Annotated in this window: 17 protein-coding genes; 15 read left to right on the top strand and 2 right to left on the bottom strand. The window is 44.9% G+C overall.

Going from position 1 to position 13,920, the window contains the following annotated elements:
* Window position 1: 1 nt before the first annotated feature.
* On the bottom strand, window positions 2-151 hold the full coding sequence (locus tag BBA02S_RS20695) for a hypothetical protein (protein ID WP_156136534.1): 150 nt from the start codon (window positions 149-151) through the stop codon (window positions 2-4).
* Window positions 152-627: 476 nt separating this feature from the next.
* On the opposite strand from BBA02S_RS20695, the gene BBA02S_RS12020 reads away from it, so the two are divergent.
* The 4 genes from BBA02S_RS12020 to BBA02S_RS12035 all read left to right on the top strand — a co-directional run bounded on the left by BBA02S_RS12020 (window position 628) and on the right by BBA02S_RS12035 (window position 3,813).
* Window positions 628-1,782 carry a sensor histidine kinase gene (locus BBA02S_RS12020; RefSeq protein ID WP_041095109.1) on the top strand — a complete coding sequence of 385 codons (1,155 nt, stop codon included), beginning with the start codon at window positions 628-630 and terminating at the stop codon, window positions 1,780-1,782.
* Window positions 1,783-1,807: 25 nt separating this feature from the next.
* The gene (locus tag BBA02S_RS12025) at window positions 1,808-2,488 is read left to right on the top strand and encodes a response regulator (protein WP_041095107.1); all 681 of its coding nucleotides are present in this window, start codon (window positions 1,808-1,810) and stop codon (window positions 2,486-2,488) included.
* A gap of 180 nt (window positions 2,489-2,668) precedes the next feature.
* On the top strand, window positions 2,669-3,229 hold the full coding sequence (locus BBA02S_RS12030) for a hypothetical protein (RefSeq protein ID WP_156141461.1): 561 nt from the start codon (window positions 2,669-2,671) through the stop codon (window positions 3,227-3,229).
* Window positions 3,230-3,345: 116 nt separating this feature from the next.
* Entirely contained in the window at window positions 3,346-3,813 is a 468-nt protein-coding gene (locus BBA02S_RS12035) for an S-ribosylhomocysteine lyase (protein ID WP_041095103.1), read from the top strand.
* 86 nt (window positions 3,814-3,899) lie between these two features.
* Here the strand turns inward: BBA02S_RS12035 and BBA02S_RS12040 are convergent, their stop codons facing one another.
* Window positions 3,900-4,361, bottom strand: coding sequence for a PaaI family thioesterase (locus BBA02S_RS12040; RefSeq protein WP_306305185.1), 462 nt, complete (start codon window positions 4,359-4,361; stop codon window positions 3,900-3,902).
* Window positions 4,362-4,788: 427 nt separating this feature from the next.
* Between BBA02S_RS12040 and paaK the strand changes: the two genes are divergently transcribed.
* The 11 genes from paaK (at window position 4,789) to BBA02S_RS12095 (ending at window position 13,863) form a co-directional block, all read left to right on the top strand.
* Entirely contained in the window at window positions 4,789-6,117 is a 1,329-nt protein-coding gene (gene paaK, locus BBA02S_RS12045) for a phenylacetate--CoA ligase PaaK (RefSeq protein WP_041095101.1), read from the top strand.
* 35 nt (window positions 6,118-6,152) lie between these two features.
* Window positions 6,153-7,178, top strand: coding sequence for an NAD(P)/FAD-dependent oxidoreductase (locus BBA02S_RS12050; protein WP_041095099.1), 1,026 nt, complete (start codon window positions 6,153-6,155; stop codon window positions 7,176-7,178).
* Between the two features lie 41 nt (window positions 7,179-7,219).
* The gene (locus BBA02S_RS12055; protein WP_041095097.1) at window positions 7,220-7,459 is read left to right on the top strand and encodes a ferredoxin; all 240 of its coding nucleotides are present in this window, start codon (window positions 7,220-7,222) and stop codon (window positions 7,457-7,459) included.
* A 324-nt stretch (window positions 7,460-7,783) separates the two neighbouring features.
* A complete protein-coding gene (gene paaA, locus BBA02S_RS12060; RefSeq protein ID WP_041095095.1) occupies window positions 7,784-8,737 on the top strand; it encodes a 1,2-phenylacetyl-CoA epoxidase subunit PaaA in 954 nt (317 codons plus the stop codon).
* Window positions 8,738-8,762: 25 nt separating this feature from the next.
* On the top strand, window positions 8,763-9,107 hold the full coding sequence (gene paaB / locus BBA02S_RS12065; RefSeq protein ID WP_041095093.1) for a 1,2-phenylacetyl-CoA epoxidase subunit PaaB: 345 nt from the start codon (window positions 8,763-8,765) through the stop codon (window positions 9,105-9,107).
* Complete coding sequence (gene paaC, locus BBA02S_RS12070; protein WP_041095091.1) at window positions 9,104-9,916, top strand: 1,2-phenylacetyl-CoA epoxidase subunit PaaC; 813 nt, start codon at window positions 9,104-9,106, stop codon at window positions 9,914-9,916. The genes paaB and paaC overlap by 4 nt, the downstream gene beginning before the upstream one ends.
* A 26-nt stretch (window positions 9,917-9,942) precedes the next feature.
* The gene (gene paaD, locus BBA02S_RS12075) at window positions 9,943-10,443 is read left to right on the top strand and encodes a 1,2-phenylacetyl-CoA epoxidase subunit PaaD (protein ID WP_041095089.1); all 501 of its coding nucleotides are present in this window, start codon (window positions 9,943-9,945) and stop codon (window positions 10,441-10,443) included.
* Between the two features lie 18 nt (window positions 10,444-10,461).
* The gene (locus tag BBA02S_RS12080) at window positions 10,462-10,770 is read left to right on the top strand and encodes an EthD family reductase (RefSeq protein WP_041095087.1); all 309 of its coding nucleotides are present in this window, start codon (window positions 10,462-10,464) and stop codon (window positions 10,768-10,770) included.
* On the top strand, window positions 10,767-11,543 hold the full coding sequence (locus BBA02S_RS12085) for an enoyl-CoA hydratase/isomerase family protein (protein WP_041095085.1): 777 nt from the start codon (window positions 10,767-10,769) through the stop codon (window positions 11,541-11,543). Before BBA02S_RS12080 ends, BBA02S_RS12085 begins: the two co-directional genes overlap by 4 nt.
* Window positions 11,544-11,557: 14 nt before the next feature.
* Entirely contained in the window at window positions 11,558-12,331 is a 774-nt protein-coding gene (locus BBA02S_RS12090; protein ID WP_041095083.1) for an enoyl-CoA hydratase-related protein, read from the top strand.
* 14 nt (window positions 12,332-12,345) lie between these two features.
* Complete coding sequence (locus BBA02S_RS12095; protein WP_041095081.1) at window positions 12,346-13,863, top strand: aldehyde dehydrogenase family protein; 1,518 nt, start codon at window positions 12,346-12,348, stop codon at window positions 13,861-13,863.
* Window positions 13,864-13,920 lie beyond the last annotated feature (57 nt).

The following is a 13,920-nucleotide window of genomic DNA, read 5'->3' on the forward strand; positions in this document are numbered from 1 at the left end:
TTCATTCCTCCAATAAAATAATTTGGTGATTATCGAGTATTGTGCGGATGCTCAGGTTGTTTGCATAGCATGAAAAGGAGAGAAGAGAACGTACATGTCCCTTCATGATCTTTGCTGTCCGATTCATTGCCAGCAGCTCTTGAAGCTGCACATAAAAGCCTCTTTACCCGAATAAGTGAAAAAATCAACATCGGCATCAATGATTAGCAAAACCAATAATTTTAAAAATTTCTTAGATCACAGGTTTAATTAATGAAAAGATGGGTACTAATCATTCTTATGATATATGAAAACAAAAAAGGAGCAAAGCGATATGGTTCTTTTTACGCAAATAGAAATCTTTTTAACGCAATAGTAATTAAACTTTAATGTATAGGAAATTTAGTCGTGATATAATGAATGCAGCCTCAAAGTTGTATAATCGCTGGGGAGACGGGCTAAATAGGTAAAGAGGTCCTTCTGAAATTGCTGGAAAATACCAGAAAGTTAGGTCTAATTCAGCTTCTTGTTTCAATATTTTTTGAATTTTAAGGGTCTTTTAGAGGGATTTCTCACAAAGCCTACCTTCATTATAGTGATGCAGATGAAATGAAGGTAAAATAGGAATGTTGAGGAAGGGATTACCTAATGGCTGCAAAAAATACCAATACATCACTTTTAGACACGATCTTAAAGAAAATGATTGTGACCGTAGATCAGAGCAAGGGAGAACTGTTTGCGATTGCCGAACAGAGCAGGCGCGATTATGAATCTTTGCTCGGGGAACTTGAGCAAGTTCGTATTCAAGTACATGATTTAATTGACGAGCAGGATGAACTAGAGACAAAAGTCAGGATGGCAAGAAACCGGTTATCAGAGGTGAGCCAGAATTTCCATACATATTCTGAAGAAACGGTCCGTCAGGCTTATGAAAAAGCACACAATCTCCAAATGCAGCTACTTGTTTCCAGACAAAAGGAAAAGCAATTTCTAGAGAAGAGAAATGATCTTGAACGGCGCCTGTCAACGATTGAATCGACGATTGAGCGAGCCGAGCACCTCGTTTCTCAAGTATCTGTTGTCTTAAATTATTTAACGCAAGACATGAAGCAAATTGGCGAAGTACTTGAAGATGCCCGCTTAAAGCAGGAGTTCGGACTGCAAATTATGGAGGCGCAGGAAGAAGAACGGAAACGGCTGTCACGCGAAATACACGACGGTCCGGCACAGATGATGGCCAATGTGCTGCTCAGATCTGATTTAATTGAGCGACTTTACAGAGAGCGAGGCGTAGACGAAGCATTTAAAGAAATTCGCAGCTTAAAGCAGATGGTTCGCTCCGCTTTGTATGAAGTCCGCCGGATTATCTATGACTTACGTCCAATGGCGCTTGACGACCTTGGGCTCGTTCCTACGCTAAAAAAGTATTTAGCTACGGTTGAAGAGCATGTCCAATCATTAAAAAAAACAACAAAGATTCATTTTACAAATATGGGAAGCGAACGGCGTCTTCCCTCCAAGCTTGAAGTCGCTTTATTCCGCTTGATTCAAGAGTCTGTGCAAAATGCACTCAAGCATTCTGAAGCGACATCCATTACTGTGAAACTAGAAATAAAAGCACATCAAGCTTTGGCTGTCATTAAAGATAACGGCCGCGGGTTTGATATAAGAGAAAAGAAATCAAGCTCATTTGGCATTATGGGAATGAAAGAGCGCCTTGAACTGTTAGAAGGCGATCTCTCCATCCATTCTAAACCGAATGATGGAACACTCGTTATGATTCGTGTTCCGATTGTAGATTAGAGTTTGAATTAAGGGAGGCAGACCAATGACAACGAAAATCGTTATTATTGATGATCATCAATTATTCCGCGAAGGAGTAAAGCGGATTTTAGAATTTGAAGAGTCCTTTGAGGTAGTAGCTGAAGGAGATGACGGCAGAGACGCGCTTGCGCTTATCGAAGAGCATCATCCCGATGTGGTGCTCATGGACATCAACATGCCGGAAGTAAATGGTGTAGAAGCAACGCGTGAGCTAGTGCAAAAGTTCCAGGATACGAAAGTCATCATCCTTTCTATTCATGACGATGAAAATTATGTCACTCATGCTTTAAAGTCAGGCGCTATGGGTTACTTATTAAAAGAAATGGATGCAGACGCTTTAATCGAAGCGGTTAAAGTGGTGTCTGAGGGCGGCTCTTATTTGCATCCGCGCGTAACACACAATTTGATCGCAGATTATCGCCGGCTTGCTAATGATGACCAAAAAGGAAAAGGCTTCCAACAAACAGAAGTGCGCCGGCCGCTTCATTTGCTTACTCGGCGTGAATGTGAGGTTCTGCAGCTTTTGGCTGACGGAAAGAGCAACCGCGCCATTGGGGAAGCGCTCTATATTAGTGAAAAAACGGTAAAGAACCATGTGAGCAATATCCTGCAAAAAATGAATGTAAATGACCGTACTCAAGCCGTCGTGACCGCGATTAAAAAAGGCTGGGTCGAAGTCAGATAAGAGAAGTAAAGCACTGTGCAAATTTGCACAGTGCTTTTTTATGTAAGTGTTTTGTTTATCTAATGGTTTGCCGGCCTTGCACAAGAAACGGATTGCAGGCGAGATGCAACTTTTTGAAGTTCCAAAGTTGAGGAGTGGAGGGGATTTGACATACAATAGGGCAGAAAGGACGTGAACACGTTGATAAGAAAATTCATGGGACTGGTTTTGGCCGCCGGGGTTCTTTTAGCCGGTTGCGGCGATGATGAGAAAGAACAAAAAGAACAAACAGAACAAACAGAAGCGCCGCCAGCAGCAGAAGCGCCAAAGCCAGCAGACGATCAGCCTGAAAAAGCCAAACCGCCGATGACTACTCAGCCGATTGAAGAAGCAGACAATATCCCTCCGCAGGAAAAAGAGGAGTTAATGAAAACGTTCAACCGCCATGTAGATGCTTTCAATTCGAAGGATCTGGATGCCTATATGGACACCATCTCGAAAAACACCGAACGCAATTATGAGGAAGAGCGTCTATATGTGAAGAAAGTGTTTGATACATTTGATGCAAAGATGGAGCCGAAGCATACTGTTATTATTAAGTATGACCCGGAAAAAAAGGAAGCTTATATCTTTGTTGCCATGAAATCCGTCACCAAAGATTTGCAAACGGGAAAAGAAATCGAGGAAACGACACGGCAAATCATGACGTTCAATAAAGAAAAGGATGGCTGGAAACAAACGGCTTTATCTGCAATGAAATAGCCTAAGCGCATTCGGCAACTGCTATAATGGGAATAGAGAGATCAAACTGATGGAAGCCGAGGGGCTTTTAGCAGACTGAGCATGAAGGATTACTTTCTAAAAAAGGAGCGATCGCGATGTCAAAACAAAAGAAGATGAACGTGGAAAGCTTTAATCTTGATCATACGAAAGTAAAAGCACCTTATATTCGGCTGGCCGGCACCACAGAGGGAATGAATGGAGACAAGATTTACAAATATGATCTTCGTTTTTCACAGCCGAATAAAGAGCATATGGATATGCCTTCCATTCATTCATTGGAGCATATGATGGCGGAGTTCAGCCGGAATCATTCCGACAAAATTGTTGATATTAGCCCTATGGGATGTCAGACAGGCTATTACTTATCGGTTATTAACCACGAAGATTATGATGATGTTTTGCGCATTGTGGAAGCGACGCTGAAAGATGTATTAGAAGCGACTGAGGTTCCGGCTTGCAATGAAGTTCAATGCGGCTGGGCTGCCAGCCACAGTCTCGAAGGGGCCAAGAAGCTGGCCCGTTATATGCTGTCAAAGCGTGAAGAATGGAAGGAAGTATTTTAACTAGTGAAGCTGCTCATTCGGACAAAAGCCTTCTGTCCGAATGAGGAAAAGCTGCAAAAAAGAGCTTTCAGGATAGTAAGGCTTTATCAAGGCTGATCAATTGGAACAAAATACTGATCTTTGCGATAAACAGTCGCTTCCATTGTCGCCAAAAGGTTTCCTTCACTTTCTACTGTAATGCTGTACCAGGCCACTCGGCGCGTTTTCTTCATCTCAGAAGCTGAAGCTGTTAACATGGCTCCTTTTTGCCCGGGAGCCATAAAGTTAACATTTGTGGATAAGCCGACAGATACCTTGCCGTAAGAATTGCTCGCTGCTGCAAATACATAATCAGCAAGAGCAAAGATCACCGCACCATGAACAGTGCCGTGGGAATTCAGCATATGGTCTTGAATTTGCAGTTCGGCTGAAGCTGTGCCCTTGCCAAGGGCTGTTAACTGAATGCCCAAATGATTGGCGTAAGGCTCTTGCTTTAAGGTTTCAACAATTTTCTCATAGTAAGTTTCGTGAATTTCTTGCTCGTCAAGTTGTTTAGTCAATATAATCACCTTTCTTTGAGTTTTTCCAGCTGGTTGGCGTTCGACCGTCCGTTAGTGAGTTGCATCTATACAAATTCAAAACGCTAGACGAGTATTTGTTTATAAGTATCTGGATTTAAAATATCATAGCTCTGCCATTGTGTAAATGGATAATTCAGATTATTCAGTCTAAATTCCGTCGTTTTTCTATGCTTTCGCTCTGTTAACGTTACAATTTTAGCAAAAAAACTTGGGAACGTTAACAAAACTGAATGAAAAGAATATAAAAATGAGCTTGCCAAATATGAATTTTCAGAAATTATCATTGACAAGGTGCTGTGCAAATTTTAAACTTTAACTATATTACTATCATTTAAAACTTCGTATCAAAATCGTTATAAATCGTTTGCAGGGGATTTTGGGGAAAAGCTAATTATGTGCAATGGGGGGCTTATATATGTACAATCCACAAATTGAAGCAATGGCGCGTCCTGAGATGGAGAGCTTGCAGCTGGAGCGTCTTCAACAAACAGTAAGAAGAGTGTATGACAATGTCGAATTTTATCAAAAAAAGTTTGAAGAGCTGGAAATTACTCCAGAGGATATTAAAAGCTTGGATGACATCACAAAACTGCCATTTACGAAAAAACAAGACTTGCGGGATAACTATCCATTTGGTTTATTTGCTGTTCCGCAAGAAGACGTTGTCCGCATTCACGGTTCTTCCGGTACGAGCGGAAAGCCGACTGTAGTTGGTTATACAGCAAATGATATTAAAGTGTGGAGCGAAGTAGTCGCCCGTTCTATTGTAGCGGCAGGCGGCAAGAAATCAGATATCTTCCATAATGCTTACGGTTATGGATTATTTACCGGAGGCCTTGGTTTGCATTATGGCGCAGAGGCTTTAGGAGCGGCAGTTGTTCCGATCTCCGGCGGAAATACAGAAAGACAAATGACCATTATTGAAGATTTTAAACCGCGCGGCATTTGCGGCACGCCATCCTATATTCTAAACATTGCTGAAAAAATGCAGGAAATGGGAAAGGATCCGCGAAATACATCCCTTGAATACGGGATTTTCGGTGCGGAGCCTTGGTCTGAAGAAATGCGTGCAAAGCTGGAAGAAACACTTAATTTGAAAGCGGTTGATATTTACGGATTAAGTGAAATTATGGGGCCGGGTGTATCAATCGAGTGCTATGAGGCGCAAGACGGTCTGCATGTGCAGGAGGACCATTTCTTCATTGAAGTGATTAATCCGGATACATTGGAGCCGGTTCCTGAAGGGGAAGTCGGAGAGCTTGTTTTTACAAGCTTGACGAAGGAAGCCTTCCCGGTCATCAGATATCGCACCGGCGATCTGGCCTCTATTACGAGAGAAAAATGCAAATGCGGCCGAACAACTGTCAGAATGTCCAGAGTGAAAGGACGTACTGATGATATGATCATTGTCCGCGGCGTGAATGTGTTCCCATCTGAGATTGAGCGTGTGCTTCTGCAAATTGAAGGTCTTGTGCCGCATTATCAGATTCACCTCGTGAGAAAAGGAACAATGGATGGGGTCGAGCTGCATGTTGAAGTGGAGGCTGAGCTATATCAGCAAGTTGAAGAAGATTTATCCCACCTTCGCATTCAGCAAATGAAAAAAGAAATTCAGCATTTAATGAAATCCACATGTCTCGTGTCGATGAATACTGTGTTCAACATTCCGAAAGCAATTCCTCGATCAGAAGGAAAAGCGATCCGGATCGTTGATTTGAGAAATTCTGATACGGTAGGCGTATAATAAGAGAAACAGTAGATTGAAGGAGGAAACACGGAATGTCTGACAACCAAGAAATTTTTGACATAACGATTATCGGGGGAGGTCCAGTCGGCATGTTCACCGCTTTCTATGCGGGCATGCGGCAAATGTCCTGCAAAATCATTGAAAGCCTGCCGCAGCTTGGCGGCCAGCTGTCCGCTCTTTATCCGGAAAAATACATTTATGACGTCGCTGGCTTTCCAAAGGTGCGGGCGCAGGAGCTGATCGATAATCTAAGAGAGCAAATGAATCAGTTCGATCCGACTGTCTGCTTGGAGGAGGCTGTCGAGGAATTGGAAAAGCAGGGGGACGGCATCTTTAAGCTGACGACCAATGCGGGCGTCCATTACACAAAAACCGTTGTGATCACAGCTGGAAACGGAGCGTTCCAGCCGCGGAAGCTGGAGCTGGAAGGCTCGGAAAAATATGAAGGCAAAAACCTGCACTACTTTATTAACGACCTGAACCAGTTTGCCGGGAAGAAAGTCCAAGTCTTCGGCGGCGGCGACTCAGCAGTAGACTGGGCGCTGATGCTGGAGCCGATCGCCGAGCAAGTGACGATCGCCCACCGCCGGGATAAGTTCCGCGCCCATGAACACAGCGTGGAAACCATGAAAAACTCGAAGGTAGACATTAAGACGCCGTTTGTGCCGGCCGAGCTGATCGGGGACGAGCGGATCGAACAAGTCGTGCTCGAAGAAGTTAAAGGAGACAGAAAAGAAGTGATCGATGTCGATGACGTGGTCGTGACATACGGCTTCGTTTCTTCCCTTGGCCCGATCAAAAACTGGGGGCTGGAAATTGAGAAGAACAGCATTGTCGTCAATTCCCGGATGGAAACGAACATTGAGGGCATTTACGCGGCTGGTGACATTTGCACATATGAAGGCAAGGTGAAGCTGATTGCGAGCGGCTTCGGCGAAGCGCCAACCGCTGTCAGCAATGCGAAGGTCTACATTGACCCGAAAGCGAGAGTACAGCCGCTTCACAGTACGTCTGTTATGGGCGATTCGGACAAGAAAGCCGCTAAAGCTGCTAAATAAAGCCGAACGCTTCATTAATCAATAAAGGAGGAAACACCATCATGCCAACTTACACCATTGTTGATAAAGATACTTGTATTGCCTGCGGAGCTTGCGGGGCGAGCGCGCCGGATATTTTTGATTACGATGACGAGGGGATTTCTTACGTCATCCTGGATGATAACGAAGGAACAGCGGAAGTGCCTGAAGACTTCCTTGATGATTTAGAGGATGCGGCTGATGGTTGTCCGACAGAGTCAATTAAAATAGCTGAACAGCCGTTTTGCGCTGAAAAGGTGTAACAGCTGCAGGTGCCAGGAGGCGTCCCAAAGGGGCGTCTCCTTCAGTTTGTCGACAAAAAAGAGGTTCGGAATGATTTCATTCCGAACCTCTTTTTGTTTTTTAGATGGATGTCGAGCCGTCTGAGAGCATGACAGACCTCCCCAAGTTTATTATTTGCCTCTTTTTGTCTCCTGTTAATTAGAAGAAATGGCGCTTGCAGCAAAAAATTTAATAAAATAATCAGAATATATTTGCATTATGTATAACAATAATTTATAATTACGTTATAAAACTGTTATATATGAATTTAGGGAATTGCGATAGAATTAAAGGAGGAGCAGACAATGTCTAACCTGACAATGATGACTGAAGAAGAAAAATTAGAACAATTTGTGCAGCGGATCGAGGCGGGAGACAAAATTGAAGCGGATGACTGGATGCCGGAAGAATACCGTATGGCACTGATTAAGTTAATTTCTATGCACGGGATCAGCGAAATAATGGGAGCGCTTCCAGAGAAGGAATGGGTACCGAAAGCCCCTTCGCTTCATAGAAAGCTTGGCATCATGGCGAAAGTTCAGGATGAGATGGGACATGGACAGCTTCTTCTGCGCGTAGCGGAGGACTTGCTGAAGCCTTACGGCAAAAACCGCGGCGATTTAATGCAGGATTTATTTAACGGCGATTTAAAATTCCATAACGTCTTCCACATGGATACGAGAACATGGGGAGATGCCGGATTGATCGGCTGGCTCGTTGATGGAGCAGCAATCATTACTCAGACAAACATGCTTGGCGCTTCTTACGGTCCGTATGCAAGAGCCCTTCAGCGTATTTGTGCCGAAGAGGTATTCCATGCACAGCACGGAGAAGCAATCATCATGGCGTTGGCAGAAGGAACAGAAGAGCAAAGAGCAATGGTTCAGGATGCCTTGAACCGCTGGTGGGATGCTTTGCTGATGTTCTTCGGACCGGCAAGCAAAGACACGACAGGTTCTTCTAAACAGGATGTAACGATTAAATATAAAATCCGTACAAAAACAAATGAGCAATTAAGGCAAGCCTTCTTTGATAAATATGTACCGCGTATCTTATCTCTCGGCTTGAAGCTTCCAGATCCGACAATGCATTATGATGAAGAAAATAAAGTATGGGTCTACCAGCAGCCGGATTGGGCGGAATTCAAAAAAATTATTAAAAACCAAGGTCCGCGTTCTCAAGAGCGTTTGAACCTGCGCAGAACTTCTTATGAAAACAATGCCTGGGTGCGTGATGCCCTTGCAGCGACAGTAAGCTAAGGAAATCGAGAGGAGCAGAAGGAAAATGGCAGAAAAAACATTTTACCAAGAATATGAAGTATTCAGCAAGCGTACGCCGAGCTCTGCGTTCCAGCATCAGTTCAGTTTGCTTGCCCCGAACGAAGACATGGCGCTGGTTATGGCTCAGGAAAACTTTATGCGCCGCGAACCGGTTGCTGATATTTGGATTGTTAACAGAAAGCATATCCGTGCAATGGATGCCGAAGAGAAGCTAACGCTTGGCAGACTGGATAATAAACAATACCGAACAACGAAAGGTTACGGCTACTTAAAGAAAAAGTGGCGTCACTATGAACAACAGATGCTTGATGAAAAAGAAATCTTGTCCTGGGGAGGAGACGGCAAATGAGCAGCACAGAAAACGTATTAAGCCCGGAGTATAAAGAGGCAGTCACTAATCTGTTATTTCAATTGGCGGATGATGACTTCTTAATTTCTTTCCGCGGTTCCGAATGGCTCGGACTCGCTCCCCATATTGAGGAAGACGTTGCTTCCTCTTCCATCAGCCAGGACACCATGGGGCACGCCGCGATGTATTACACACTGCTAGAGGAGCTCAGCATTGGAAAGGCAGATGACTTAGCTCACCTGCGCCCCGCTTCTGAAAGAAAGAACAGCATACTGGCTGAGCGTGTAAACGGTGAAGGCTATTATATGGAGACGCCTCAGTACGATTGGGCTTATGCTGTTGTAAGAAACTTTTTCTACGCGCAAGCGAAAAAAGTGAAAATTGATTCTTTGCGCCAGAGCTCTTACCAGCCGCTTGCAGAAACAGCGGTAAAGGTCAATATGGAGCTTTACTATCACCTTCTTCATTGGAAAACATGGTTTGTTCAGCTGTTAAGCTCCACAGATGAAGCGAAACAGAAGATGACGGCAGCCATGGAGCTCGTCATGAAGGATTTCGGGGACGTGTTCTCTTACGGAAATGAAAAGGCAGCCATTGAAGGAAATCAATTGATTGCCAGTGAGGAAGAACTGAAGGCCAGATGGACAGCGAACATGACGCCAATTTTTGAATCTCTTGAAATGGCCGTACCGGCGATTCCTGAAGCGTCAGAGAAAAACGGCCGCAATGGCGAACATACCGAAGAACTGGATGGAGCACTAGCTACTCTATCTGAAGTATATAAATTGGACCCTGTAGCTGTTTGGTAATTTTATACCGAAAAGAGGTGGCCTTAATGAATACATCCGTAGAATCTGTTAATCAACAAGTATATGAGGCGCTAGCGAATGTAAAAGACCCGGAGATTGATACAGTCAGCATTATTGATCTTGGCATGGTAGAAGAGGTCATTGCAGCCGGGAATGATGTGAAAATTGTTCTGCTGCCGACATTTTTGGGATGTCCGGCATTAGAAATTATTAAAAAGAATACAGTGAATGCAGTGAAGGAACTTCCGTTTGTTGAAAAGGTGGAAGTGGAATTTGTTTTTCATCCGCCATGGACGTCAGACCGCATCACGGAAGAAGGGCATAAAGGCTTGCGGGCATTCGGAATTGCTCCGCCGCCAGAGCACTTCGAAGAAGACGGTTCCTGGCATGTGGATTGCCCGTATTGCGGATCCACTTATGTGACCATGGAGAATATTTTTGGGCCGACCGCCTGCAGAAGCATTTTGTACTGCAAAAGCTGCAAAAATCCTTTTGAAGCAATGAAGCCTGTTTCGACAATGATGTAAAAGTGGAGGGGATGTACGATGGCAAAAGTAGTGGCACTATACAAACAACCAAAAGATAAAGAAAAGTTTGATGAGCATTATTTCAATGTTCACGGACCAATCACGGCAAAAATCCCGGGTCTTCGTGAAATGAAGGTAACGAAATTTAATAAATCTGTGATGACCGGCGGAGAAGCAGAATACTATCTCATGTGCGAAATGATTTACGATAGCATGGAAGATTTAAAGAACGGCATGCGTTCCGATGAGGGGAAAGCTTCTGGCAAAGACTTAATGGGGTTTGCAGGTGATCTTGTCACATTGATGATCGGTGAGGAAGCAGAATGAGCCGTTTTGAATTTATTGAAACATCTGTAGAGGGCGGTACGGCGGTTATTGAATTAAACCGCCCTCGGCAGCTGAATGCGCTGAACCGCAAGATGGTCAGTGAAATCGTGGCGGCGATGGAAGCATTCGACCGCGATGATGAAGTGCGTGTCATCGTATTGACAGGAAAAGGCCATTCTTTCTCAGCTGGTGCTGATATTGATGAAATGGCCGAGGATGACCCGATTCGCTTGGAGCTTTTAAACCAGTTTGCTGATTGGGACAGGCTGGCGCTCATAAAAAAACCGATTATTGGAGCAGTGAAGGGCTTCGTATTCGGCGGCGGATTTGAGCTGGCGTTAAGCTGTGATATCTTAATTGCCTCAGCCGGCACCGAGTTTTCCTTTCCAGAGGTATCCATCGGCGTAATGCCGGGGGCAGGCGGCACTCAAAGGCTGACAAAGCTTGCCGGCCGCACGAAGGCGCTTGAATGGCTTTGGACGGGTGAACGAATTCCAGCGGAAGCCGCTTTGGCCCATGGAATCATCAATAAAATTGTCGCACCGGAAGTACTAATGGAGGAAACGCTGAAGTTTGCTGGAAGAATTGCCAAGCAGCCCCCTCTTTCTATTCGCCTGATTAAAGATTCGGTGAACAAAGCGGTCGACTATTCATTGTATGAAGGCATGCAATATGAGCGGAAAAATTTCTATTTGCTATTTGCCTCTCAAGACCAAAAAGAAGGCATGAACGCCTTTGTGGAAAAAAGAAAACCGAATTATAAAGGAAAGTAAGGAGGCCTTGTCGAATGTTTGAAACGATCCGTTATGATGTGAAAGACGGAGTCGCCTGGCTCTTTTTAAACAGGCCCGATAAGCTGAATGCGTTTACAGCGCAAATGAATCGCGAGATCAAAGATGCAGTGAAAGCTGCTTCGCAGAATGAAGAAGTCCGCTGTATCGTCATTACAGGAGAAGGACGCGCCTTTTGTTCAGGCCAAGACTTATCAGAAGTCGATGAAAGCATGGATCATGGTGACATCCTGAGGAAGCATTACGGCCCGATGGTCAAACAGATCAGACAATGCGAAAAGCCCATTGTGGCTGCTGTCAACGGCGTAGCCGCAGGAGCCGGATTTTCTCTTGCCCTTGCCTGCGACTTCAGGCTTGTTTCCGAGAAAGCCAGCTTCGTCAATGCTTTTATCCATGTAGGCTTGATCCCTGATTCAGGCAATCTTTATTTCCTTACACAGCTGGTCGGCCAGGCAAAAGCGGCAGAATTATCGATTTTAGGAGAGAAGATTCCGGCAGCTAAAGCAGTAGAGCTTGGGCTTGCTAACACGATCATTTCTGCAGAAGCCTTCAACGATGAAGTGAGCGCGTATGCCGCTCGTTTGGCTGCTATGCCAACGAAAGCAATCGGTCTCATTAAACGGTCATTGAAAGCCGCTGAAGTGCTCTCTTTTGAGGACTACCTTGAGCAGGAAGCCCAAGGACAGCGGGCAGCCGGATTAACGGCTGATCACCGTGAAGGTGTCGAAGCATTTTTGCAAAAAAGAAAACCTGTTTTCTCAGGAAAATAAAGGGAGTGGAATATATGTCAACAACTCAAGAAACGAAAGTAGAACAAGAAGCGGTGAAGCGCGACTTTTATCATTTAATCATCAATGGCGAGAAAGTAAAAAGCAGCACGGGCGAAACGATCAAGACATACAATCCAGCGACTGGTGAATTAGTAGCGGAAGTAGCAAAAGCATCGAAAGAAGACACGGAAAAAGCAGTCGCAGCAGCGCGCGAAGCCTTTGACAACGGCAAATGGAAGAAGTACCCTGTTGGCCGCCGTGCGCAAGTGCTGAACAAAATTGCTGCGATCATGCGCTCTCGTTTCAACGAGCTTGTTGAGCTGGAAGTTCTTGATACAGGTAAGACAATCCACGCTGCCCAAGGACAAATCACACAAGCAATTGAAGACTTTGAATTTTACGCAGGCGCTATTGTAGGCCACCGCGGCACAGTGAACAATGTCCCTGGCCAATTCCATAACTATACAGAAAAAGAACCTGTCGGTGTTTGTGCCCAGATCACTCCGTGGAACTACCCGATGATGATGGCTGCTTGGAAAATTGCACCTGCTATCGCTGTCGGCTGTTCAGTTATCGTGAAGCCGGCTTCACTTACTCCGCTGACAACTATTGTACTGGGTGAGATTTGCCAAGAAGCGGGCGTTCCAGCCGGCGTTGTAAACATCGTTCCTGGTTCCGGCGCTGAAGTGGGCGACTACTTAGTTGGGCATCCTCAAGTGGACAAGGTGGCCTTCACAGGTTCAACGCCAATCGGCAAAGACATTATGGCGAAAGCTTCTCAAACATTGAAGCGAGTAACGCTGGAGCTTGGCGGTAAATCTCCTAATCTTGTATTTGCTGATGCGGATATTGACGCAGCAGTAGATGGTTCTCTGTTCGGTATTTTCTATAACAGCGGACAATCTTGCGAGGCGCGTTCCCGTCTGTATGTGCATGAAGATATTTATGACGAGTTTGTCGGCAAATTCGTTGAAAAAGCGAAAAAGATTAAACTTGGCGACCCGCTTGATAAAGGCACTCATATGGGAGCCATCATTGATCAAGGCCAGCTTGATACAATTGATAGCTATGTGCAATCCGCTATTCAAGACGGCGCTGAAGTTCTTGCTGGAGGCAAGCAAGTACATCCTGAAGGCTACGAAAACGGCTTCTGGTACGAGCCGACTGTCATCGCTAATGTGAATCACGACATGAAGGTCGTCCAAGAAGAAATTTTTGGCCCGGTTGTTGTCGTTATGAAATTTAAAGATGAAAAAGAAGCCATCAGATTGGCAAACGATACTGACTTTGGCCTTGGTTCTGCTATTTGGACAAAAGATGGCGCCCGCGCTACTCGTGTAGCCAACCAAATTCAAGCCGGCATCGTAATGATCAACTGCCCATTCTCTGCCTTCCCGGGCACGCCATTCGGCGGATATAAACAATCCGGCTTTGGCCGCGAGCTGAGCATTGAATCATTGGATCTCTATACGGAAACGAAGAGCATCCTGTCTTACTATGGCAGCCGTCCAATTAATCCATTAGGAGTTTAATTTATCAATCAGTGCGGACAGAAGGCGGCTAAGCCTCTGTCCGTCTTTACGAATAGG

It is taken from the genome of Bacillus badius NBRC 15713 (assembly GCF_001591605.1).
Classification (GTDB): Bacteria; Bacillota; Bacilli; order Bacillales; family Domibacillaceae; genus Pseudobacillus; species Pseudobacillus badius.